The sequence below is a fragment of the Vibrio sp. 10N.261.54.A5 genome, assembly GCF_041471145.1.
Classification (GTDB): Bacteria; Pseudomonadota; Gammaproteobacteria; order Enterobacterales; family Vibrionaceae; genus Vibrio; species Vibrio crassostreae_C.
Map to the genome: position 1 here is coordinate 17,424 of NZ_JBFRNU010000021.1, position 23,105 is coordinate 40,528.

Annotated in this window: 15 protein-coding genes; 11 read left to right on the top strand and 4 right to left on the bottom strand. The window is 45.2% G+C overall.

Annotation, left to right across the window (positions count from 1 at the left end; genetic code table 11):
* The first annotated feature begins 228 nt into the window (after positions 1–228).
* The 4 genes from deoD to AB4329_RS06325 all read left to right on the top strand — a co-directional run bounded on the left by deoD (position 229) and on the right by AB4329_RS06325 (position 5,727).
* Positions 229–939: a purine-nucleoside phosphorylase gene (deoD, locus tag AB4329_RS06310; protein WP_017061880.1), complete on the top strand. Its 711-nt coding sequence runs from the start codon at positions 229–231 to the stop codon at positions 937–939.
* 82 nt (positions 940–1,021) lie between these two features.
* The gene (locus tag AB4329_RS06315; RefSeq protein ID WP_017061879.1) at positions 1,022–2,491 is read left to right on the top strand and encodes a lactate dehydrogenase; all 1,470 of its coding nucleotides are present in this window, start codon (positions 1,022–1,024) and stop codon (positions 2,489–2,491) included.
* Positions 2,492–2,677: 186 nt separating this feature from the next.
* Complete coding sequence (locus AB4329_RS06320; RefSeq protein ID WP_017061878.1) at positions 2,678–4,147, top strand: hypothetical protein; 1,470 nt, start codon at positions 2,678–2,680, stop codon at positions 4,145–4,147.
* Positions 4,147–5,727 carry a GGDEF domain-containing protein gene (locus tag AB4329_RS06325; protein ID WP_017061877.1) on the top strand — a complete coding sequence of 527 codons (1,581 nt, stop codon included), beginning with the start codon at positions 4,147–4,149 and terminating at the stop codon, positions 5,725–5,727. The genes AB4329_RS06320 and AB4329_RS06325 overlap by 1 nt, the downstream gene beginning before the upstream one ends.
* Positions 5,728–5,758: 31 nt before the next feature.
* Here AB4329_RS06325 and AB4329_RS06330 read toward each other — a convergent pair whose 3' ends face one another.
* A complete protein-coding gene (locus AB4329_RS06330) occupies positions 5,759–6,661 on the bottom strand; it encodes a DMT family transporter (protein WP_017061876.1) in 903 nt (300 codons plus the stop codon).
* 250 nt (positions 6,662–6,911) lie between these two features.
* Here AB4329_RS06330 and AB4329_RS06335 point away from each other — a divergent pair, with 250 nt between their 5' ends.
* The 6 genes from AB4329_RS06335 to AB4329_RS06360 all read left to right on the top strand — a co-directional run bounded on the left by AB4329_RS06335 (position 6,912) and on the right by AB4329_RS06360 (position 12,513).
* Positions 6,912–7,307, top strand: a complete 396-nt coding sequence (locus AB4329_RS06335) for a DUF3302 domain-containing protein (protein ID WP_017061875.1) — start codon at positions 6,912–6,914, stop codon at positions 7,305–7,307.
* Entirely contained in the window at positions 7,307–8,437 is a 1,131-nt protein-coding gene (locus tag AB4329_RS06340; protein WP_017061874.1) for an HlyD family secretion protein, read from the top strand. The genes AB4329_RS06335 and AB4329_RS06340 overlap by 1 nt, the downstream gene beginning before the upstream one ends.
* Positions 8,438–8,739: 302 nt before the next feature.
* A complete protein-coding gene (locus AB4329_RS06345; RefSeq protein WP_017066579.1) occupies positions 8,740–9,288 on the top strand; it encodes an ECF-type riboflavin transporter substrate-binding protein in 549 nt (182 codons plus the stop codon).
* Between the two features lie 6 nt (positions 9,289–9,294).
* Complete coding sequence (locus AB4329_RS06350; RefSeq protein WP_017061873.1) at positions 9,295–10,989, top strand: ABC transporter ATP-binding protein; 1,695 nt, start codon at positions 9,295–9,297, stop codon at positions 10,987–10,989.
* Positions 10,986–11,825 carry an energy-coupling factor transporter transmembrane protein EcfT gene (locus tag AB4329_RS06355; RefSeq protein ID WP_017064241.1) on the top strand — a complete coding sequence of 280 codons (840 nt, stop codon included), beginning with the start codon at positions 10,986–10,988 and terminating at the stop codon, positions 11,823–11,825. Before AB4329_RS06350 ends, AB4329_RS06355 begins: the two co-directional genes overlap by 4 nt.
* Before the next feature lie 223 nt (positions 11,826–12,048).
* Complete coding sequence (locus AB4329_RS06360) at positions 12,049–12,513, top strand: TetR/AcrR family transcriptional regulator (protein ID WP_372137854.1); 465 nt, start codon at positions 12,049–12,051, stop codon at positions 12,511–12,513.
* 98 nt (positions 12,514–12,611) lie between these two features.
* On the opposite strand, the gene glgB is transcribed toward AB4329_RS06360, so the two are convergent.
* The 3 genes from glgB to AB4329_RS06375 form a co-directional block, all read right to left on the bottom strand.
* The gene (gene glgB, locus AB4329_RS06365; RefSeq protein ID WP_017067442.1) at positions 12,612–14,792 is read right to left on the bottom strand and encodes a 1,4-alpha-glucan branching protein GlgB; all 2,181 of its coding nucleotides are present in this window, start codon (positions 14,790–14,792) and stop codon (positions 12,612–12,614) included.
* Positions 14,793–14,966: 174 nt separating this feature from the next.
* Positions 14,967–17,147 carry a 4-alpha-glucanotransferase gene (malQ, locus tag AB4329_RS06370; RefSeq protein ID WP_372137856.1) on the bottom strand — a complete coding sequence of 727 codons (2,181 nt, stop codon included), beginning with the start codon at positions 17,145–17,147 and terminating at the stop codon, positions 14,967–14,969.
* Between the two features lie 185 nt (positions 17,148–17,332).
* Positions 17,333–19,786, bottom strand: a complete 2,454-nt coding sequence (locus AB4329_RS06375; protein ID WP_136973658.1) for a glycogen/starch/alpha-glucan phosphorylase — start codon at positions 19,784–19,786, stop codon at positions 17,333–17,335.
* Positions 19,787–20,353: 567 nt separating this feature from the next.
* Between AB4329_RS06375 and malT the strand changes: the two genes are divergently transcribed.
* Positions 20,354–23,062: an HTH-type transcriptional regulator MalT gene (gene malT, locus AB4329_RS06380; protein ID WP_372137858.1), complete on the top strand. Its 2,709-nt coding sequence runs from the start codon at positions 20,354–20,356 to the stop codon at positions 23,060–23,062.
* The last annotated feature ends 43 nt before the right edge of the window (positions 23,063–23,105 follow it).

Sequence of the window (23,105 nt, forward strand, 5' to 3'; positions counted from 1 at the left end):
ATTCACTTGCAATTTACCCATACAAAATCGATTGCCTTTACGCTTTCAACATATTTGGTTATCAATATTAATAAAACTATAATGGCAGACCTATTTTGTGACTAAAGTCTCATGGAGCCATGTTCTAACTCGCTAATATTGCCTCAACAAAACGAATTCAATTCAACAGAATCGGTAATTGATTAAATCCTGTTCCTATAATTACCGTTTAAACTTTGGAGAACGACCATGGCTACACCTCATATTAATGCTCAAGCTGGTGATTTCGCAGAAACAGTACTTATGCCGGGCGACCCGCTTCGCGCAAAATACATTGCAGAAACATTCCTTGATGACGTGAAGCAAGTTTGTGACGTTCGCAACATGTTTGGCTACACAGGCACTTACAAAGGTAAGAAAGTTTCTGTAATGGGCCACGGTATGGGTATCCCATCATGCTGCATCTACGTACACGAGCTAATCGCTGAGTTCGGCGTGAAAAACGTTATTCGTGTAGGTAGCTGTGGCGCGGTACGTGACGACGTTAAACTAATGGACGTTGTTATCGGCATGGGTGCATCTACTGACTCAAAAGTAAACCGCATTCGTTTCAACAACCACGACTTCGCTGCTATCGCTGATTTCGGTCTTCTAGAAGAAGCAGTAAACCAAGCTCGTGCACAAGAAGTTCCAGTTAAAGTTGGTAACGTATTCTCTGCAGACCTTTTCTACACTCCAGAAGCTGACCTTTTCGAAAAAATGGAAAAGCTAGGCATCCTAGGTGTTGATATGGAAGCGGCTGGTATCTACGGCGTTGCTGCAGACCTTGGTGCTAAAGCACTAACTATCCTAACAGTATCTGACCACATCATCCGTGGTGAAAAACTAAGTTCTGAAGAGCGTCAAAAGTCTTTCAACGACATGATGAAAGTTGCTCTAGAGACAGCAATCAACATCTAACGATTTGATAAAAGATACATTGAAAAGCGTTACCCCGCAGCCAGGCTCGCTTGGCTGCTCAAATAATCCCGAGGGGGAGATCGTGTCTAACGACAAGCTGCCAAAAGATGCGGATGGTTTGCAACTCAACTTTTGTAAAACATTGGCGTGTGACAACTTTGGCTTGAGCGATGCAAAACGGTATGTTTTGCAACACGCGAACCCTAAGCGTCCAGCGATGGTTTGTCGTGAATGTGGAGCTTTCCCCCCCTTACTTAACAATCGTGAAGTGTTAAGCGAACTTCATCGCCTAAGACAACTTCACAGCGACGGGCTCCCTGCTTGTCGTAATGATGATTGCGATAACTTCGGCTTATCGGTTCATACCCATAAACATCTTTATCATGCCTTCGGCTACAGTGGCGACAGGCAGCGTTATCGATGCAAAGACTGCCAAACAACCTTCGTTGATAAATGGTCTGGATCCAATAAAAAACTCCAATTTCAAGAGAACCTCATGGGCTTACTGTTCATGGGCTATTCCGTACGTGAAATCTGCCGAAAATTAGAGATCAACCCAAAGACTTTCTATGATCATGTTGACCATATCGCGAGCCGTTGTCGTCGTAAATTAGCGATGATCGATGCACGATGGGTTAACCATGCGAAAGATTACGAGTTCGCATCTCACTACCAGCGTCTGCAACCACAAAGTAACAACGGTGTGGTGTGGATAGCGACGGGCGAGGCGCATTCTGGCTATATACTTTGCCAACACGTTAACTACTCTCAAAATGAAGAACCATCAGGAAACGTCGACCATAACCCTTATGATGATGTGGCACGATTTGTATCCAAAGAGCACTCTTCAGAAGCAAATCTCGAACTGCCTCAGCCCTCTGACAAACTAAAAGAGCGCATTGAACAGCAGTACCAAGTGATTCTTGCGAGAGGTAACGTTGAGGACCCTATGGGTAACCTCACCACATTTAGTTACCCTTCAAAAGGCGCTCTCATTCGACCGCCTTATACCTCTTATGCTCACTTCTTACATGTGTTGGATATGTGTAACGAAGACAAGCATGTCGCCATCTATATGCCACAAGATCCATTACTAAGATCTGCCGCTTTAAGTGTATGTTTGCCGCGCATTCAGAGTCAAAATATTGACCTCATGTATGTCGAAGAAGATTCAGGCTGGCAAGACGACCAAAGTTTTGAAAAGATCGACATCGTTCACATGAGTTGGTGGCGAGATCGCTGGGCTATTGCCAATCAGGGTGATAACCAGAAAGGTATCTGCTACCTAACCGGTAACAATCCAGAACCAAAACAGTGGTTTAACACAGCCTCAATTCAACAAACTAAGTTCTATCAACAGCGCTTTCAGTTGTTATTTGATAGCTTTATTAATGAGCCCAGACGTAAGCTTCGTCCTGGGGGCATTCTTCCATTGCTCGACATATTTAGAGCTTGGCACAATCTGTGCTACCAAGATAAGCAAGGGCTCACGGCAGCACAACGCTTAGGCGTAGGGGAGCTGCCATTAACTCTAAAGCAACTACTTTCATAGCAACAAAGCCTCTAGGTAATTATTCGGGAACTCATTGATTTTAAAGCGACAACATGAGGTAACACCCATAATTAGAAAAGATCGATGTTCCTTTGACGCTCTACGAAAGATAATTGGTGCTTATCTCAAATTACACTCTTATAATGATTGTGTTATCAATATGTTCGATAATCATGGATGTAAGTCTTGGACAAAAATCAGTACCTTCTTGAAACAGAATTAGAAAAACTCAAAACTCGTGTCGACTCTGAGCCATCGGTGATCCTAGAGATTGCCCAACAGTGCCTAGTCCGATCAGAGCAAGTTCTGTTTGAAGAGGGTGCCATCCAGTCATTAATGTTAATGGCAAGATGTAGCTGGAACCTGATGGATTACCAAAAAGGTTTAAAATACATCAAGGAAGCCTACAAGCGCCAAAGCCGATTAGATACCGACCTTTTTCTCCCTGAAATCCTCCATTTACACGCGCTCCAGTTCTGGGGACAAGCCAAGTACTATTCCGCCCAACAGTTCTGGATCAATGCTTTAGAGCAGTCCGCGTTGGTTGATGAAGTCGAAATTCAAATTGAATGCCTCATTGGCCTTGGCAATATTTGGCGGATGACCCACGAATATAAACTTGCACGTTCTACCCACCAGCTTGCCGTTAAAGTTGCTAACAACAGCCGCATTGGTTGGTTAGAGGGTAAAGCCAGAATACTGCTTGCGTGGGATTACTACCTGCTCAACAACTATGTTGAAATGCTGTCGGTATTGGACGGTGCAGAAGAAGCATTAAAAGACCATAAAGATAACACTTGGCATGCAGAGGTATGGGACTTCCGAGGCCTTGCCCTACTTGGTCTTGAACGCTTAGATGACGCGGAGCGCGCCACGGCCAAAGCGCACAATCTGGCAGTTGAACACAACCTAGTTTGGATGAAGGCGCACTCATACATCAGCCGAGCTAGATTGGAGCTCCTGAGAAAAAGACCAGAACAAGCGGCGGAATTACTGAGGCTCGCAGAACAATCCGCAAACGAGTTCGATAATGGCGAGTTGCTGAGCCAAATCTGTTACCAACAATCCTTGGTGGCGGAAGAAAACCAAGACTTCCAAGCCGCGCTCGTCGCCTTTAAAAAGTACCGTCAATATTCTATCGGCATGCTCAAAGAGCAAACGACACGTGTCGGTTTGGACAAAGCACGCAGTTCAAAACGCCAACTTGAACAGAGAGCACGAAAACTGATTAATCGTATTCGCGGTCAGCACGAGTACGATCCTGAAAAGCACCTCTCTTACGTTGTCTCTGAAACCTTTTGGTGGGAAAAGTTGGTTCTGTTCAAGACAGAGCTTAAACGTTCAAACCACAGCATCATTATGTTCCATCATGTCGATACTGATTACTTAGATGTCTGTACCGAGATTGCTCATGCTTTATGTAACCAGAATGACTTCATCGCAAGGCTAAGTTCTGAACGTGTGGCCCTTATGCTTTCCGAAAAAGGCGAAGCCGCAGAGCAAACCTTCCAAACTCTCAGCACCATGCTTGATATCTATCCATGGCATAGAAAAGGACTAAAGGGTTCGAAACCGACCGTCAGCCTCAATGATATTTTGACGTTCCCGTTCACGCTTGAACAATTAGAAGAAGACGATGCTGAGGTAATAGAATAATGGAAACTCTATTAAGCAAGATCACAGACGCCGGTTTAGACCCTTCATCAGTATCAGGTGAAGAAGCGATCATCTTCTGGAACCACATTCGTCAGCACGTTTCGACAACGCAAACAGAGCAAGCGCACTGCTATATCATTAGCTCTGAATACCGTGCCGAGTTACAACAAAATCAAACCAGTATCGAAGAGTTGAGACGAGCACTCGATCTGCTCCACCTTCCTGCCGATATCGAAGATATTCTGACAGTCAAAACCAGTTTAAGTGACCGCTTAGTTGAAACTGGTGATTACACCTCAGCACTCAATGAATTCGTCAGTTCATCGACTATCGCGGTTGAACACGGTCATATCGATGAGTATGTATTAGCTATTTTAGGCATGGGCAACCTGTGTGATTCCTATGGCGATCACAACAGAGCACTTCGTTACTACCAAAAAATCAGCAGCATAGACCATGCGATAAGCAGTCGCTCACTTCGCCTCAAATTCAAGCTGCATATGGTAGCAAGCCTACTTCTACTCAATCGCATTACAGCAGCCAGCGATTTACTGAATGAGTGCGAAGAACTGAGTATTTTGGTCAGTGACAAGTTGCTCACAGCTCAAATACTGCTTTACCAAGCAAAGGTGCTGCGCGCTAAGAAAAAACACCATGAAGCGCTACGCTGTCTGTCTAAGGTTCAATACCCAGCCAACAGCACTCAAGCAAGCTGGCTTGCAACCATGACTCGTCTAGAGCTCTCACATTGCCTAAGTGCAACCGGCAAGCAAGACTACGCGAGCATGATTTTGTCGAGCACAGACAAACGCGTGAAAGCCTACTCGTCGCCAGTACTTGCAAAACGATTCTACGATTCGCTGAGTGATGTGTGTATGAATCAAGGGCGTTTTCAAGAAGCGCTAAGCTATGAGAAAAAAGGCTACCGAATTGAAACCGATCTGATGAAGCAGATCCCGATCAGTGAACTCGGTGCAAGCCAACTACGCCGCCTGTCCCGTTTTGAATTACAACTTAAACTCATTCTCTCTGAACAAGAGAACAAAGAGCTGAAAGAGACAACGGAACAACACAAGAATGCGGTTGCTCAGCTTCAACAAGACGTATTCACCGATCCATTGACAGGGTTACACAACCGTCGCTGGTTAGATGTGAAATTGAAAGACATGCTGTTGCACGATACCTCTTTCGCACTGATGGTTATTGATATTGACCACTTCAAGTCTATCAATGATGAACTGAGTCACTTAGTGGGCGATAAAGCGATTGTTAGTGTGTCTCAAGAGCTACGTTCATACTTTAAGTTTAGAGGCGCGTCATGTGTCAGATTTGGTGGAGAAGAGTTCCTCGTCATTCTAGAGAACACTGATCTTCCGAAGGCAGAAATGCACTCTGAAAATTATCGAGAGCGCATCTTCCAATTTGGATGGCATGAAATACTTGGGGAGCGTGGTTTGACCGTGAGTATTGGTATCACTTTGCATCGTGACGGAGAGAATACTCAACGCACCTTCTACCGTGCGGATAAAGCGCTATACCGAGCTAAAGCCAACGGCCGTAATCAAGTGTGTACAGAGTAGTGGCATATAGCTCTGTAGCTTAGCCAACTGCTTATTGATAAAAGAACAGAGAAATACCAGCAAGGGCGGCAAGTGTGCCTATGATACTTTGCTTTGACACCTTCTCCCCTTTCAGCGCATAAATCACCAAAATAAAGACCGGGCTGGTCGCTATCAACGTTTGTGCAATCGCAGGGTTAGCATTCTTCAACGCCACTTGTTGAAGCCATAGAGCGAGAAACGTCCCGACAAAGATTGCTCCTAGTAACCACAGTTTATCGAGCTTGGTCATTTCCCATAAATCTCTTTTTATCGATGAATACGGCTTCTTTTCAACGAAAGGGATAATCAGCATCACAGCAAACACGCCAATCGTCAGGCGAATCAAAGCACCTAACAATGGTGGGATATCACCCGCCACTAACGCGTAATGAGAAATAACCACACCAGATGCCTGACAGACACTCGCCACAAGCCCATAACCAATGCCACCCCACTGCGCTTTGTTATTCGATTCACCGCTCGCCGATTTTGATGGCTGGAAGACAACGAAGGTCACCGCTAGTGTTGTAATCACGACACCGAGCCAACTTTGCACTGTCAATACAGCGCCCAGGAACATTAATGCCAGCACACCAGAAAGAGGCGGGGCTAAAGATTCCAGTAACAGCGTCTTATTGGCACCGATTCTTTTCAACGCCGCAAAATAGGCGCTATCTCCAATCGCAATGCCAATCACACCTGAAATTGCCAATATCAGAAAATGGTTGGTACTCAGTTCAAACTCCGGCATCGGAATAAGAGGCATCACCAGCAACATCATCCCTGACGCCACTACACCCTTAACAATGTTCAATTGCATCGCAGAGAAGCGATGACCAAACTGTCCATAAATCCATGTCGCACACGCCCACACAATCGCAGCACCAATAGCCGCCAATTCACCTATATACATCCGTGTTTATCCTTTGTGGTTGTGCACGTCATTTAGAATCGTAGCTGTCATCATTTCAGCTAAAATACCAACCAGAAAGCCGAAATAGCCTCTTCAAACGCGATGAGATTTTATAAGATTCGTCAATGGTTTTGCTCACATTAGAAGCGAACACTCATTATTTATAACTCAGTAAATCATTTTTATAACAATTACTTGGATGATAGCGTACTATATTTATAACTAACATCTAACATTACAAGGATCTGTTATGTTTTTAGACTACTTTGCACTCGGCTTACTCATTTTCGTTGCTCTAGTCATCTTTTACGGCATCATCGTTATTCACGATATCCCTTATGAAATAGCCAAAGAACGTAATCATCCTCACCAAGACGCAATTCACGTCTCAGGCTGGGTTAGCCTATTCACTTTGCACACAATTTGGCCCTTTCTATGGATTTGGGCAACATTATGGCGGAAAGACCGAGGCTGGGGCTTCGAAAAACTCGAAGAAGAGCAGCACGATATTCATCACCGAGTGGATGTTTTAATCGATCAAGTTAGCACCCTTCAAGAAGAGATCGCACAGCTCAAACAAGCAAATACTAAACAAAGCAGCACAAAAAAAGAGTCAAACAACGTTCAAGATCAGGAGGCTAAGTAATGGATTTACTACTGATAATGACCTACGCGGCACTTTGTATCACTATTTTCAAAGTATTTAATATCCCACTAAACAAATGGACAGTGCCTACCGCAGTGCTCGGTGGTGTGGTCATCGTAGGAACATTGATCCTATTAATGAACTACAACCATCCTTTCACACAACTTGGCAACCAAGTTTACTCAACGACTCCAATTGTTTCAGGCGTTAGAGGTAAAGTCATTGAGGTTCCTGTTGAGGCGAATTCTCCTTTAAAGAAAGGAGACATCCTCTTTAAAATTGACCCTATCCCTTTTGAAGCAGAAGTCGCTAAGCTCGAAGCGAAAGTAAAAGAAGCAAGCCAAGGAGCACTTGGGCTTGAATCTCAAGTTGCTGAAGCTGAAGCTGCTAAAATCAAAGCGATTGCAGAAAGAGACAAAGCGCAACGCGAATTTTCTCGTTATAAGCGTGGCTTTGAAAGTGGTGCGTTTACCGAACAACAATTGGATACTCGTAGACAAGCTTATAAGGCATCGGAAGCAGCAGTAAAAGTAGCAGAAGCAAGTCAACAACAAGCTCAGATCGCTCTAAATTCTGAAATTGGTGGCGAGAACACCGCAGTGGCAGGGTTACTTGCAGACTTACGTAAGGCTCAATTCAACCTTGACCAAACGGTCGTGAGAGCACCAACGGATGGATATGTTACACAACTAGCACTGCGTCCAGGCGTAATGGCTGTACCGCTACCTCTTGCTCCTGTCATGACATTTGTCCATACGGAAGAAAAATACTACATCGCAGCATTCAGACAAAACTCATTGCAACGACTGCATCCTGGTTTCGAAGCTGAATTTTTATTCAGAGCACTACCAGGCAAGATTTTCAAAGGACGCATTGATGAAATAATCCCAGCTATTGGTGAGAGTCAAATTCAAGCGCGCGGGACACTTATTGGTACCAATGCACTTCGTACTAATGGACGCGTATTTGCTAAAATGACCATCACTGATGACCTGTCTGACTACCATTTACCTATGGGTACCGCGGTTGAAGTTGCCGTTTATTCTGACAGCTTCACCCACGTTTCAATCATGCGCAAGGTCCTTATTCGCATGAAGAGTTGGCAAAACTATCTATACCTAGACCACTAAACGGTCAAAGGTACGTGACGAACCCGCTTAACACATTGTTAAGACGAATGAAAAAGTCAGACTCGCTCTGGCTTTTTTGTTGCTGGATTAACCGTAAAATTACGCTTTTTACACGATATTTAGGTGTTCAGATGGAATTTTAGACATCTAGACACTTACCTTCCCTTATGGAAAGGTTCTACTGTATAATGCGCGCCTTATTTTTTATATTTGCCCAAAAAACGTTCTCATTGAGACGCATATTAATAATGGCGAATATTTATTCTTTATTTTGCTTTATTTTTCAGAATTCGAGGTTATCTATGAACTTTTCAGCTAAAACAGTGGTCGTTATCGCCATTGGCGCGGCACTGTACGGCATTGGTGGTTTACCTATGTTTGGTGTCCCAGTGTTTGCTAACACGACATTGAAACCAGCAATGGCAGTTCTAGCACTGTTTTCTGTTTTGTTCGGCCCTATTGTTGGCTTCTTAGTTGGCTTTATCGGTCACTGGGTAACGGATCTGTTCGCAGGCTGGGGTGTGTGGTTAACTTGGGTTTTAGGCTCAGGTATCGTAGGCATGGTTATCGGCTTATTCCCGATGTTGACCAAGAACCGCCTTCAGCAAGGTGAGTTGCCTATGAAGGACTTCGCGCTGTTTGTGGTACTTGCCCTTGCCGGTAATGTGGTTGGTTACGGCTGCTCTGCATTCCTAGATACCATCCTTTATGCAGAACCGTTTACTAAAGTCTTCACTCAACTCTCTATCATTGCTGCGGGTAACACCGTTCTGATCGCTGTTGTTGGCTTACTGATCCTAAAATCAGTCGCTAAACGCAACAAACAAAGCCGTAACCTGACTGAGGCATAAGCGATAATGACTATAGCATTTTCGAACTTCTCTTTTAGATATGAGTCGCTGGATAAACCGACGCTAAAAAATATCAATCTAAGGATAGAGAAAGGAGAGAAAATCGTCATTATTGGACCAAGCGGTAGTGGTAAATCTACCCTAGGTCAATGCCTTAACGGTCTGATTCCTCATGCTATCAAAGGTGAGGTGACTGGCTCTCTAGAGATCAACGGTAAGAACATTTCTGATTTTTCTATGCACGACTATACCGAGCAGGTTGGCACAGTATTACAAGATACTGATAGCCAATTTGTCGGTTTGAGTATTGGCGAAGACATCGCATTCGCACTGGAAAATCAGTTAGTGTCGAACATTGATATGTACCCTCTGGTTAAGTCGACAGCAAAAATGGTCGACTTAGCAGATATGCTTGATCGCTCGCCACATGATTTATCCGGCGGCCAGAAACAACGCGTGTCATTAGCGGGCATCTTAGTTGATGACGTTGACATCCTGTTGTTTGATGAACCTTTGGCTAGCCTTGACCCGAAAACGGGTAAAGCGACTATCGAAATCATCGACCAACTGCATAAAGAAACCAACAAGACTATAGTCATCATCGAGCATCGCCTTGAAGATGTACTACATCGCGATATCGATCGAGTGATCTTGATGGAGCGCGGTGAAATTGTCGCGGACATGACACCCGATGAAATCTTAGCTTCTGAACTGCTTGAAACACACGGTATTCGTGAACCACTTTATTTATCTGCTCTGAAGGCAGCGAAAGCACCTTTGACCAGTGAAGATAAGCTATCAAACCTCAAAGCTCTCGATTACAAAAGATTCCGCCCTGCGGTTCAGGCTTGGTTTGCAGAGCGCCCGACTCCAGTTGCCGAGAAGCAGTACCAACCTTTGCTTGAGGTCCACGGCCTGACTTACTCTTACGATGGTGAAAAGAACGCTCTCGAAGATGTCAGCTTTAAGATTGGTAAGGGTGAGTTCGTTTCAATCTTAGGCAAAAACGGTTCAGGCAAATCTACCATCACTAAACTCATCATGGGTGTGATCGATGCCGATTCAGGCTCTTCCTATCTAAATGGTGAAGACCTATCTGAGCTTTCTATCTTTGAAAGAAGCCAGAAAGTCGGTGTCGTGATGCAGAACCCAAATCATATGATCTCGCATCATATGATTTTTGATGAGATTGCTTTTGGTCTTCGTAACCGCAACATTGCAGAAGAGCTGATCACAGAAAAAGTAGAGCATGCTCTTGAGTTGTGTGGGCTGAGTAAGTTCCGCCACTGGCCGATCGAAGCACTGAGCTACGGTCAGAAAAAACGAGTAACCATCGCTTCTATTTTGGTGCTGGAGCCTGAGCTTCTTATCTTGGATGAGCCGACAGCAGGTCAAGACTACCGTAACTACACATCCATGCTGGCATTCATCCAAAAGCTTAATCGTGATTTGGGTATTACCGTTGTGATCATCTCACACGACATGCACCTTGTTCTAGAGTACACCACACGCTCAATTGTCATTGCTGACAGCAAGCTGATTGCCAATGCCGCGATGACGGAAGTATTCAGTCAGCCATCGCTGTTAGAACGCGCAAATCTTTGTACCACCAGCATTTATGAACTCGCGACTATGATGAAAATCGACGACACCAACGCATTCATGCAGTACTTCATCGACTACGAGAGAAGCGCTCAATGAACGTATCAAAAGTAAAATTCGGCATCAATTACATTGATACAAAATCACCGCTTCATGCACTTAACGGCATCACCAAATTTGCGCTCTTCTTAGCTTGGGTAACCGTGGTCTTAACTACGTTCGACCTAAGATTGATTGCACTGCTTATTGTGACTGGTTTATACCTGCTAAAGCTGACCAATGTGCCTGTACGCGTATATAAGCCTCTGTTATTGGGTACGGCGAGTGTATTGAGCCTAAATGCTTTGTTCATGTATCTGCTGGCTCCACAGCAAGGTACTGAGCTCATCGGCAGCAAAACCTTATTGCTGACATTGCCGGGTAACTACTCGTTGAGCCAAGAGACTCTGTTTTACTTGGTTACTGTGACGCTCAAATACATGAGCATGTTCCCGATAGCGTTGATTTTTGTCTTCACAACGCATCCAACGGAGTTTGCTGCGAGCCTCAACCGTATCGGTGTTCCCTACAAGATCGCCTATGCGGTCAGCTTAACACTGCGTTACTTGCCAGAAGTTAAGAAGGACTTCATCAATATCATGCATGCTCAACAGGCTCGTGGTGTAGAGCTCTCAAAGAAAGCGCCTCTAATTACTCGAATCAAAAATGTGGCTAAGGTTCTAGGCCCGCTCATTTTCTCTAGCTTGGACCGAGCAGACGAGATCTCTAACGCAATGACGTTACGAGGTTTTGGCCGACACAAAGCTCGCACTTGGTATAGCTATGCACCTTTGAAACGTATCGACTTTGTTTGTTTAGGTGTCATCGCTTTTATCGTGGTGTTAGCCATTGCGAAACGCATTCTAGAGCCGCAGTTATTTTGGTATCCGTTCTAGTCATCTGAATTAGCATAGATAAACAAAGACTTTAAATAACACACCGCTCAATAGGGCGGTGTTTTTGTTTATGCCAAAATCTGATTGATAATTGAACCAATGACACAATACTGACTATATTTAACGATAAATTGACCAGTTATTTACCCTTGGAGTTTGAGATTTAATTCATAAGCTCTTAATATACTCGTTTACAGAATGTTACAATCAGTAGAGATTTGTAATGGCTCGAATTACTCAAGTACAGAAACTAGAAAATCAAAAAAACTACGATGAGATCGTACTAAACCTTTTTCTGGCTGAAGGACATGAAGCACTAACTTATGCAAGGATTGCTCAAGAGGTTGGCATTAGTTTAACGACGCTTCAGGGCTATTATCCGTCGACCCGCGCTATTCGTTCAGTACTTCACGAACACATGCTATCGATCGTTATAGACAGTCTAGACTTTTCATCGGAAGCGCTTTTTATCCAATCTTGGCAAGCCGCTCTAGATAATGAGCAGTTTCGATACGTGATTAAATTGATGTTTTTCCATGCTTCGCAAATAAAGAACCCTGAGCAATTTAACCTCAGCTCGAACGGCGAATTTCGTGAAAAGATGTTGGACAGTTTAGGCAACGACTCAGTTCGAATCCTTGAAATGGTAGTCGGACGCTCAATGTTCTATCTCACCAACTTCAAGTAACGCTAACCAGCTTACTGAAATAGAAAAAGGGAACCCTAGGGTTCCCTTTTTTAGACTTTCAGAAAAGTGAGCAGCGATGACCTGCTCAACTTATAGACCTAATTTAGCTTGTAAAAAACGGTCGATAACGGCGGCAAACGCAGCTCAATCGATGTGTCTAGCCCTTCGCTCTCTACAGATTCAATCTCAGCAGTCTGCTTCACTTCAAAACCGCTGCCTGCATAGTCGACAGAGTCTGTATTCAACAACAATGCGTATTCACCTTTTGCAGGAACACCTAAGCGGAAATGCTCGTGAGGCACTGGCGTAAAGTTAGACACTATCAATACTCGCTCACCAGATTCACTGATGCGCTCGTGCGCAAGAATGCTCGCTTCAGCAGAGTCCTGTAGACGCCATTCAAAGCCTTTCGGATCAAAATCAAGATCGTGCATTGCAGCTTCAGAGCGGTACAGATTGTTCAGGTCTTTCGTTAAACGCTGAACACCTTGATGACGCTCGTAATCCAGCAAAAACCATTGCAGCTGGTCGTCATGGTTCCATTCAGCCGTCTGACCAAATTCTGCACCCATGAAGTTCAGCTTCTTACCTGGTTGCGCATACATGTAACCCATATAAGCACGTAGGTTTGCCGTTTGCTGCCATTCATCACCAGGCATCTTGTTGTGGATAGAACCTTTACCGTAAACCACCTCATCGTGAGACAGAGACAATACATAATTCTCACTGTGTGCGTAAACCAGTGGGAAGGTAATCGTATCGTGGTGATATTTACGGTTGATTGGGTCTTCTTGAATGTAAGACAAGCTGTCGTGCATCCAACCCATGTTCCACTTAAAGCCAAAGCCTAAGCCGCCCATAAAAGTCGGTGCTGAAACACCAGGGAAAGCCGTTGATTCTTCAGCAATCGTCATCGCATTCGGAAAGTGTTTATACACTTCTTCGTTCATCCACTTAAGGGTTGCGATAGCGTCGTAGTTTTCGTTGCCGCCATCCGCATTCGGGATCCATTGGTCATGGCTACGCGAATAGTCGAGGTACAACATCGAAGCAACCGCATCAACACGGATGCCATCAATGTGGAATTGCTCGAACCAGTACAGTGCATTAGAAACTAAGAAACGACGAACATGCTCTTTGCCTAAATCGTAAATGTACGAGTTCCAATCTTGATGCCAACCACGACGTGGATCTGGATCATGGAATAATGGCGTACCATCGAAGTTTGCTAGGCCGTGATCATCACTTGGGAAGTGAGCAGGAACCCAGTCCAGAACAACGCCAAGACCCGCTTGGTGACATTGATCGACGAAGTATTTGAAATCATCTGGAGAGCCAAAACGGCTAGTCGGTGCAAATAGACCTACAGGCTGATAGCCCCAAGAACCGTAGAATGGATGTTCTGAAACTGGCATTAGTTCAACGTGCGTGTAGCCAAGATCCGTTAGGTATGGGATCAGCTCTGCCGCAAGCTCGCGATAATTTAAGAATTCACCTTCAGCGTTACGCTTCCAAGAACCTGCATGCAATTCATAGAACGAAAGCGCTTCTTTGCGCTTTTGCGTTACCGGGCGATTTTGCCATTGAGTATCTTGCCACTGGTAACGAGCGTGATCGTAAGTTACAGATGAGAACGATGGGTATTGCTCAGAGTAGAAACCCCATGGGTCAGCTTTGTGTGGTAAGCCTTCGCCATTTGGTCCTTTTAATTCAAACTTGTATTGAGCGCCTTCTTCCAGTTCAGGAATGAATAAGCCCCACATACCGTAATCTAGGCGTTGCATTGGGTGGCGGCGACCATCCCAAGCGTTGAAGTTACCCACCAAGCTTGCCGCAGTTGCATGCGGTGCGTACACCAAGAAACGCGTACCTGAAATCGTCTGTCCATCACGCTCTAGCGTAATAAACTGAGCCCCCATGTGATGATACATATCTTTCGGTGTATGAAGATCTTCATAACTCGCATATAGATCGTGGTACTGATACGGATCATCAATGATCTGTTCTACGCCAGCCCAATCAACCGCAAGCTTATAGTGAGTAAAACGTAAGTCTCTCTCTTGCTTAAGAATGAAACCACTTTCACCCTCTCGCGCTAACTCAATACGAGGTTCCTTTCCAACAATCAACTCGACTTTATCTGCCCCAGGAATCCACACACGTAATGCACCTTGCTCAGAAGGTAGGTATGGCCCTAAAAACGCGAATGGGTCTGTGAAACAAGCCTGTGATAGTTGGGTATATATTTGTTTTTGCTTTGAAATCGAACTTAGTTCCAAAACGTTTCTCCCTAACCAAACATCCAAAAAACATAATACAAAAATGCCCGCTATTAGTGCGGGCAATATAACGACGGTTTATTCTACCAGATGAGCATTCATTATTGAGTGACCGAGGTTGTAGTTTCGTACGGCGTAAGCAAAAAACCACCTAATTTCAAGTCACTCACGTCATTACTTACCGGCTTTTTCTCGAACGTCAGTCAGCTTAGAAGCGATACGATTAACGCCTTCGTGAGCAAATATTTCGTCCAAGTTCATTGATAGTTTACGACGCCAGTTAGGGTATTCATCAACCGTGCCAGGAATGTTTACTGGCTTGTCCATCTCTAGCCAATCTTCTAGCTGAACGCTCAGTAGTGTTGAACCACCAGCCGCTACGTGCAGTTGAAGTGCCTCAGCAAGGTAAGAGTCCATCGGTACTTGGCTCGCATCGCGGCCCACACCTTCTGGTAGGAAACCATGCCATGCTACTGAATCTAAGATACCTTGCTTGCACTCTAGGCGGTCATCGAACAAGGTTTCTAATTGTTCTGCATCTGGGTATAAGCCAATCTCTTGGCCCATTTTCAGGTCATCACAGTGCCAGAAGCCACGAAGCGTTGGCATATCGTGAGTACACAGTGCCGCCATCGATTGTGATGCGTAGTGTTTTGGTGAGATGAAACCACCGTCATCTTCTGATGTTTCGAAGAAGAACACTTTGTAAGAGTGCACGCCAGCATCTGCAAGGATGTCGACAATCTCATCCGGTACCGTTCCTAAATCTTCACCGATAACGCTACATTGGTAACGGTGAGATTCAAGCGCCAGAATAGACAGCATATCTTGTACTGGGTAGTAGATGTACGCGCCCTTAGTTGCGTTCTCACCCTTTGGAATCCACCACAAGCGCAGTAGACCTAAAACGTGGTCGATACGCAGTGCACCACAGTGCTTCATGTTCGCACGAAGTAGCTTGATGTAAGCGTCGTAGCTTGTTTCTTGAAGCACTTCTGGGTTTAACGGAGGTAGACCCCAGTTCTGACCCAAAGGACCAAGAATATCAGGTGGAGCACCAATGCTCGCATCCATCACTAGGTTGCCTTCGTCAGCCCAAGTCTCGCTGCCTGAATCTGCAACACCTACCGCTAAGTCACGGTACAGGCCAACAGCCATGCCCTTCTCTTCTGCAAGAGACTGTGCATCGTTGATCTGGCAATCTGCTAGCCATTGCAGGTACATGTACAGATGAACGTTTTCTAAGTTCTCTTTGATGTATTTCTGTGTCGCTGGGCTGTCGAATGTACGGTACTTCTCAGGGAATACCGGCCATCCCCACATGCCAGAATCTTCTGCATGCAGTTCACCATGTAGAGCATCAAACGCCGCTTGATGCATCAGGCTATCGCCACCCTCTTCTACGAAGGCTAAGAACGCTTGTGCACGGTCGCTGTTTTTGTCTAGATGACGAGTCTTAAATTCTGCGAATAGCAGAGGCAAGATGCTCATCTTAAGCTCAGACACTTCGGTGTAGTTTACCCAGTGTGCTTCACGCGCTTTTTGTAGACGCTGTTGGAACTCTGCGTTGCCGACTGTTTGTTGTGCTTCTGCACTTAGTGCAAATTCAGGAACTGAACTCACATCAATGTATAAGATGTTCAACCAGCGACGAGAAGATGGGCTATATGGGCTCGCACCTTCAGGGTTCGCAGGGAACAATGAGTGAATTGGGTTTAGACCAACGAAGTCACCACCACGAGAAGCGATATCCGCAACAAGCTGTTTTAGGTCTCCGAAATCACCAATACCCCAGTTATGCTGAGTTCTTAGGGTATAAAGTTGAACACTGGGTCCCCAAAGCTTTTTGCCTTGCTCGATTGGTGACTGCTTGAAACACGCTTTTGGCGTAATAATCAGTGTCATCTCGTAAGGCTTCTTACGGCGCTTACGGCTCACAATGAGCTTGTGATAACCCCATGCCAAATCACTTGGCAATGCAAACACTAAAGGGCCACCCTCGGCACGCTCGTCACGAATGACTTGAGATTGAAGATAGCCTTCAAGTACCTCTCCTTGCTCGGTTTCTAAGCGCCAGCTGAACTCACTTTCACGAGCACTTACACCTAGATTAAGCGCCACTTCTACTGGCTCACCGTCACGCAAGACAAGAACTGGGTCTAGTACATCTTTTTTGTGTTTTCTTTCTGCTGACTTAAGCAGTGCATCATCGCTGCTTGTATCGTAGCCCAACGAAGCCAATAGAGACGTGATCGTCTCGTCTGATACTTGTGCTTCATCGCCCCACGCACTAACGTAACTGTCGGCAATGTTTGCCATTTCTGCGACTTGTTTTAATACGGTCTGTTCTTTCATCGCTCTCTCCGAAAACGTTCTGACGCTTTCTATTTTGTAGGGTTGTTAATTTAATTTTTACTAATCAATTAGCTTGTGACAATCGGTTTGTAAGCAGCTTGTTTATAAACGAAACCTTTAAGCCTTTCGTTTGCTCACAAGCTAATTGAGCCAAGGCAGAAACTGCCTTGGCTACTTTGGAAGTATTAACGGTTAACCGCTTCAAGTTTCCAGATGTTGTTCACGTAGTCGCGGATAGAGCGGTCTGATGTGAACTTACCAACCAATGCTGTGTTAAGAATTGCTTTCTTAGCCCAACCTGCTTGGTCTTTGTATTGCGTGCCCATGTCTTCGTGCGCTTTCACGTAAGATGCGAAGTCAGCAAGACATAGGTAAGGGTCACCACCGTCTAGCAGGCTATCAAACGTTGCACGTAGAAGGCCTGGTTGACCTGGAGTGAACTCATCGCCAGTCAGTAGGTCTAGAGATGCTTTCAGTAGTGGGTCTGCATTGTAGTAGTCGTATGGGTTGTAGCCTTGAGCTTTCAGAGCTTGAACACCATCAACGTCTAGGCCGAAGATGTAGATGTTTTCATCACCCACTTCTTCACGAATCTCAACGTTTGCACCATCCATCGTACCGATAGTTAGCGCGCCGTTTAGAGCCATCTTCATGTTGCCCGTACCAGATGCTTCTTTACCCGCTAGTGAGATTTGCTGAGAAACGTCTGCTGCAGGGATGATGATTTCAGCCATGCTTACACGGTAGTCAGGAATGAATACCACTTTCAGTTTGTTACCGATGCGAGGGTCGTTGTTGATCTTCTCTGCAATCTTGTTAACCGCGAAGATGATCTCTTTCGCTAGGTGGTAACCCGGTGCTGCTTTCGCTGCGAAGAAACATACGCGTGGCTCACACTCGAAACCAGGTTCGTTAAGAATACGGTGGTACAGAGATAGAATGTGTAGCAAATCTAGGTGCTGACGCTTGTATTCGTGAAGACGTTTGATTTGAACGTCAAAGATAGCGTTAGTATCTAGCTCGATACCCATGTTCTCTTGAACCCAATCAGCTAGGCGCTGTTTGTTTTCTTTCTTAACAGCCATGAATTCTTTTTGGAATTTCGCGTCTGTTGCAAACTTAGCGATGCCTTCTAGCTGCTCAAGTTTTGCTGGCCATTCAGTGCCGATCTTACCCGTGATTAGCGTAGATAGACCTGGGTTACAGAACTTCAACCAACGACGTGGCGTGATGCCGTTCGTTACGTTAGTCAGTTTACCTGGGAAGATTTCGTTGAACTCAGGGAACAAGTCTTTCTTAACCAGTTGTGAGTGAAGCGCAGCTACACCGTTTACTTTGTAAGAACCAATCACACATAGGTTTGCCATGCGAACCATGCGGTGGAAACCTTCTTGGATGATAGAAAGCTTCGCTTGCTTCTCACCGTCACCAGGCCACATCTTGCGAACTTCTTGCATGAAGCGGTGGTTGATTTCAAAAATGATTTCCATGTGACGTGGAAGAAGACGGTTGATCAGTGATTCAGACCAAGTCTCTAGTGCTTCAGGAAGTAGTGTGTGGTTCGTGTATGCGAACGTATGAGCACTGATTTCCCATGCTTGGTCCCAAGATAGACCTTTCTCGTCAATCAAGATGCGCATTAGCTCAGGAATCGCAATCGTTGGGTGCGTATCGTTAAGCTGAATCGTTTCTTGCTTAGGCAGATCTTCTAGAGAGAAACCTGCTGCTTCGTGACGACGTAGAATATCGCGAACAGACGCTGCTGAGTGGAAGTACTGCTGCATTAGGCGCAGAGTCTTGCCTTTCTCGTGGTTATCGTTCGGGTAAAGAACCTTAGTGATGTTACCTGCATCGATTAGCGAGTGTTGCGCTTCGAAGTAATCACCGTTGTTGAAGCTTGCTAGTGAGAATGGTGCAATTGCCTGACATTCCCAAAGACGCAGCGGGTAAACCGTGCTTGACTCGTAACCTACGATTGGTAGATCCCAAGGCATTGCTTTTACTTCCATACCTGGAACCCAAGTACGTACTTCTTTACCGTCGATGAATTCAACGTCTACATGACCGTAAAAACCAATGTGTTGTGCTAGTTCTGGACGAGCTACTTCCCATGGGTAACCTTCAACACCACGCCATGCGTCAGGTGCTTCTTGCTGACGACCGTCTTGGAAAGACTGTTTGAATAGACCGTATTCGTAGTGAAGACCGTAGCCTACTGTTGGGTATTCTTGAGCGGCACAAGAATCCATAAAACAAGCGGCTAGACGACCAAGACCACCATTACCTAGTGATGGGTCGCGCTCTTCTTCTAGAAGATCAGTTAGGTTTTGACCTAGCTCTTCCATTGCATGAGTGATCTGTTCATACAGACCCATGCTGATCAGGTTATTACCGGTTAAACGACCAATCAAAAACTCTAATGAAAGGTAGTTAACGCTCTTCGCGTTCTTAATTTTTTCGTCATTTTCAGTTTCTAACAGATCAAATGTTGTGAGTTCTGCTAGCGCACGCCCCATTGCTAGGTACCATGCGCGGCTATCTGCGTTTTCAATCGTTGTTGCGTAGGTTGCAGATAAATGTTTCTTAACACTCTCTTGGAATGACACTTTATCGAAAGTTTTTTGCTGAGTTGGTTTCATTTCAGAAATCTCGCTTTTAATAGTTCTAATTCATCTGTGACATATCGTGCATGGTCACCATAAACTAAACATCCTCCCGCTAATGCAACTGACTAGGAGTAGATGGGAGGGCGTAGGGGGCGTACCGACTTAGGGTTAGTGATCTGACTCTCATGTTCTGACTGCGAACAAAAACTTGGAGTGACTAAGATCACAAGCTCCCGTTCGATAACTTAACTTCAATTGATGTGACTTTTATTTAACCCATTTAAAGTCATTGCCAAATCTGAGTTTCAGATCACGAAAATAATTTCCAACTCTCATCTTTTGCATTGATTCCCGTGTAGGGATGAACGAAGTCACATTCACAAACCAACCCGCAACGTGAGCAAAGTCTCAAATAAAGGGCGTAGACACCCAAAAACATGCAGGAGTGCAAGGTTTCTGAGGAGGATCGTAGTCGGTAACGTTTGGCTTCACGTAATATGAGTAAAGACTTAAGTAATTAGGCTCATGTCATTGGAGTGCACTCAACGATAGATTGGGATATTCCAGAACATAGCCACGGAATAGGTGTAAAACTTCGATATGTGGATCCCTTCGAAACTGACTCGTCCCGGCCGCTTACATAATGCAATCCTACGACCTAGGGTTCTCGATCTGCTTCACAATGCAGATTGCTATAAGCTTGTGTTGTTCCGCTCTCCAGCGGGCTACGGCAAAACCACCATGGCTGCACAATGGTTGGTAGATAAACCTAATGTGGGTTGGTACAGCATTGATGATAGCGACAATGATGCCTTCCGCTTTATCAACTACCTACTTCAATCACTTAATAAAGCGACTCAAAATGCCTGTCCGAATGCCCAAAAACTGGCAGAAAAGCGACAGTTTTCATCGCTGCATTCTTTATTAAGTGAAGTATTTGCCGAGATGTCGGAATTCCATCACGAGTACTTTCTGGTGTTGGATGACTATCACTTGGTCAACAATGACGACATCCACGAAGCCATGCGCTTCTTCCTCAAACACATGCCCGATAACCTAACGTTGGTTGTCACCAGTCGTGGTACGCCACCACTTGGTACAGCAAACCTGCGCGTTCGTGACTTAATGATCGAATTAGGTAATGACTCGTTGGCGTTTGATACCGAAGAAACCACACGCTTTTTCAACCAACGCGTAGCCGACGGCATTGATGACACCACGGCAGATAGCATTTGTAGTTATGTAGAAGGTTGGCCTTCTGCACTACAACTTATCGCGCTACAAGCACAACACCAAAAACGCACTCTTGCACAGTCCGCAGAGTCATTCTCTCACTTTAACCATGCCCACCTTTGGGATTACTTGGTTGAAGAAGTATTCGATCTACTGGATAAAGAAACCCGACAGTTCTTAATGCAGTGTTCAGTACTTGATCATTTCAATGACGAATTAGTCTGCGCGCTTACACAGCGTGAAGACGCACTGGGTATGATCGAATCACTCAACCGATTTGGCTTATTCATCTACCCGCTTGAAGGCGAGAAAAACTGGTACCGATTCCACAATCTATTTGGTGAATTCCTCGCACATGAGCGCCAAGCTCGAATTCCTCAGCAAGAAGCAGAACTGCATCGAAGTGCTGCAAAAGCTTGGATCAAGCAAAACACACCGCACCAAGCACTACGTCACGCACAGCGCGCTGAAGATCCAGAACTGATCATTCAAATCCTTACTGAGCACGGTTGGCCGATGTTCAACCAAGGTGAGCTGTCGTCACTAGAGATGGCGATCAAGCAACTGACTACCGACCAACTTTACAGTGAGCCAAAGCTTTCGATGTTGCGTGCTTGGCTTGCACAAAGTCAGCACCGTTATGACCAAGTGGGTACTTTGTTGGAAGAGGCTGAGACTCAATATCAAGCTCGAAACATTGAACTCGATACTCAGCAGCAAGGCCAATACAACGCCTTACGCGCACAAGTTGCCATCAACAGCAATGAGCCTGAGAAAGCATTGGAATTGGCTGAGCTTTCGTTGAGTCAGTTGAACACCACCGTTTATCGTAGCCGCATTGTCGCAACCTCGGTTGTAGGCGAAGTGAATCACGTAATGGGTAACCTAAGCCGTGCGCTACCGATGATGCAACAAACAGAAAAACTGGCACGTCAGTATCAGGTTTACCATCAGGCCCTGTGGGCGATTCTGCAACAAAGCGAAATCTTGATTGCTCAAGGTTATGTTCAAGCTGCATTTGAGCTACAAGACAGTGCATTCAAATTGATTGAAGAACATCAGCTGCAATACGTACCTCTGCACGAATTCTTGCTGCGTGTTCGCGCTCAGATCTTCTGGTGTTGGAACCGACTAGATGAAGCGGAAGAGTGTTGCTACAAAGGCTTAGATATCCTTGGTCACCACTCTCCGAGTAAACACCTGCACAGCTATTCTATGTTGGCTCGTATTTCATTGAGCCGTGGTGAGATTGATAAAGCGTCGAAATTTATCGACCAGATTCAGCACCTATTGCGTCAATCGACTTACCACGTAGATTGGACGGCAAATGCTTCTCTTTCTTTGATTCTGTTCTGGCAAGTAAAAGGCGATAAAGAAGCTATCCGTGATTGGCTGAGTGTGGCTGTTCGACCTGAATCGGCAAGTAACCACTTCTGCCAACTTCAGTGGCGAAACATCGTTCGTGCTCACATCATCCTTGAGCAGTATGAAGACGCAGAAGAAGCGCTGACTTTCCTTAAGAGTGAAGCCCAGCGTTCGCACCTGATTACAGACACCAACCGCAACTTGATCGTTGAAGCCGTGTTACGTACACAAATTAACGATGAAGACAGCGCACGAATACTACTCGAAGAAGCGCTTCATATGACTAACCAAACCGGTATGGTCGGTAACTTCTTGGTAGACGGTGGGACTATCGGGCATATCTTGGATAAGTTGAGCAACAAGCCAGGCTTAGGTGATTTAGAACGTCACCGCGCACAACAAATCATGAAAGATATTTCCGCGACCCAACGCAGCCGCTCGGTTCACTTCGATGAAGACTTTGTTGAGAACTTGGTTAATCACCCGAACATTCCTGAGCTTGTGCGTACTAGCCCACTCACCCAGCGTGAATGGCAAGTACTTGGTCTGATCTACTCAGGATTCAGTAATGAGCAGATCGCTCAAGAACTCGATGTAGCGGGTACCACAATCAAGACTCACATCCGTAACCTTTACCAAAAGCTCAACATTGCTAACCGTAAAGAAGCAATCAGCACAGCGGAGAACTTGCTGCAGTTGATGGGGTACTAAAACGGATTCGAGATTCGAGATTAGAGATTCGAGATTCGAGATT

What these genes read in the sequence shown, in the direction of transcription:
- AB4329_RS06350 (WP_017061873.1), top strand. Translation starts at nt 9,295, where the DNA reads ATGACTATAGCATTTTCGAACTTCTCTTTTAGATATGAGTCGCTGGAT.
- AB4329_RS06330 (WP_017061876.1), bottom strand. Translation starts at nt 6,661, where the DNA reads ATGTATATAGGTGAATTGGCGGCTATTGGTGCTGCGATTGTGTGGGCG.
- malT (WP_372137858.1), top strand. Translation starts at nt 20,354, where the DNA reads ATGTGGATCCCTTCGAAACTGACTCGTCCCGGCCGCTTACATAATGCA.
- AB4329_RS06355 (WP_017064241.1), top strand. Translation starts at nt 10,986, where the DNA reads ATGAACGTATCAAAAGTAAAATTCGGCATCAATTACATTGATACAAAA.
- AB4329_RS06360 (WP_372137854.1), top strand. Translation starts at nt 12,049, where the DNA reads ATGGCTCGAATTACTCAAGTACAGAAACTAGAAAATCAAAAAAACTAC.
- AB4329_RS06325 (WP_017061877.1), top strand. Translation starts at nt 4,147, where the DNA reads ATGGAAACTCTATTAAGCAAGATCACAGACGCCGGTTTAGACCCTTCA.
- deoD (WP_017061880.1), top strand. Translation starts at nt 229, where the DNA reads ATGGCTACACCTCATATTAATGCTCAAGCTGGTGATTTCGCAGAAACA.
- AB4329_RS06375 (WP_136973658.1), bottom strand. Translation starts at nt 19,786, where the DNA reads ATGAAACCAACTCAGCAAAAAACTTTCGATAAAGTGTCATTCCAAGAG.
- AB4329_RS06345 (WP_017066579.1), top strand. Translation starts at nt 8,740, where the DNA reads ATGAACTTTTCAGCTAAAACAGTGGTCGTTATCGCCATTGGCGCGGCA.
- malQ (WP_372137856.1), bottom strand. Translation starts at nt 17,147, where the DNA reads ATGAAAGAACAGACCGTATTAAAACAAGTCGCAGAAATGGCAAACATT.
- AB4329_RS06335 (WP_017061875.1), top strand. Translation starts at nt 6,912, where the DNA reads ATGTTTTTAGACTACTTTGCACTCGGCTTACTCATTTTCGTTGCTCTA.
- AB4329_RS06340 (WP_017061874.1), top strand. Translation starts at nt 7,307, where the DNA reads ATGGATTTACTACTGATAATGACCTACGCGGCACTTTGTATCACTATT.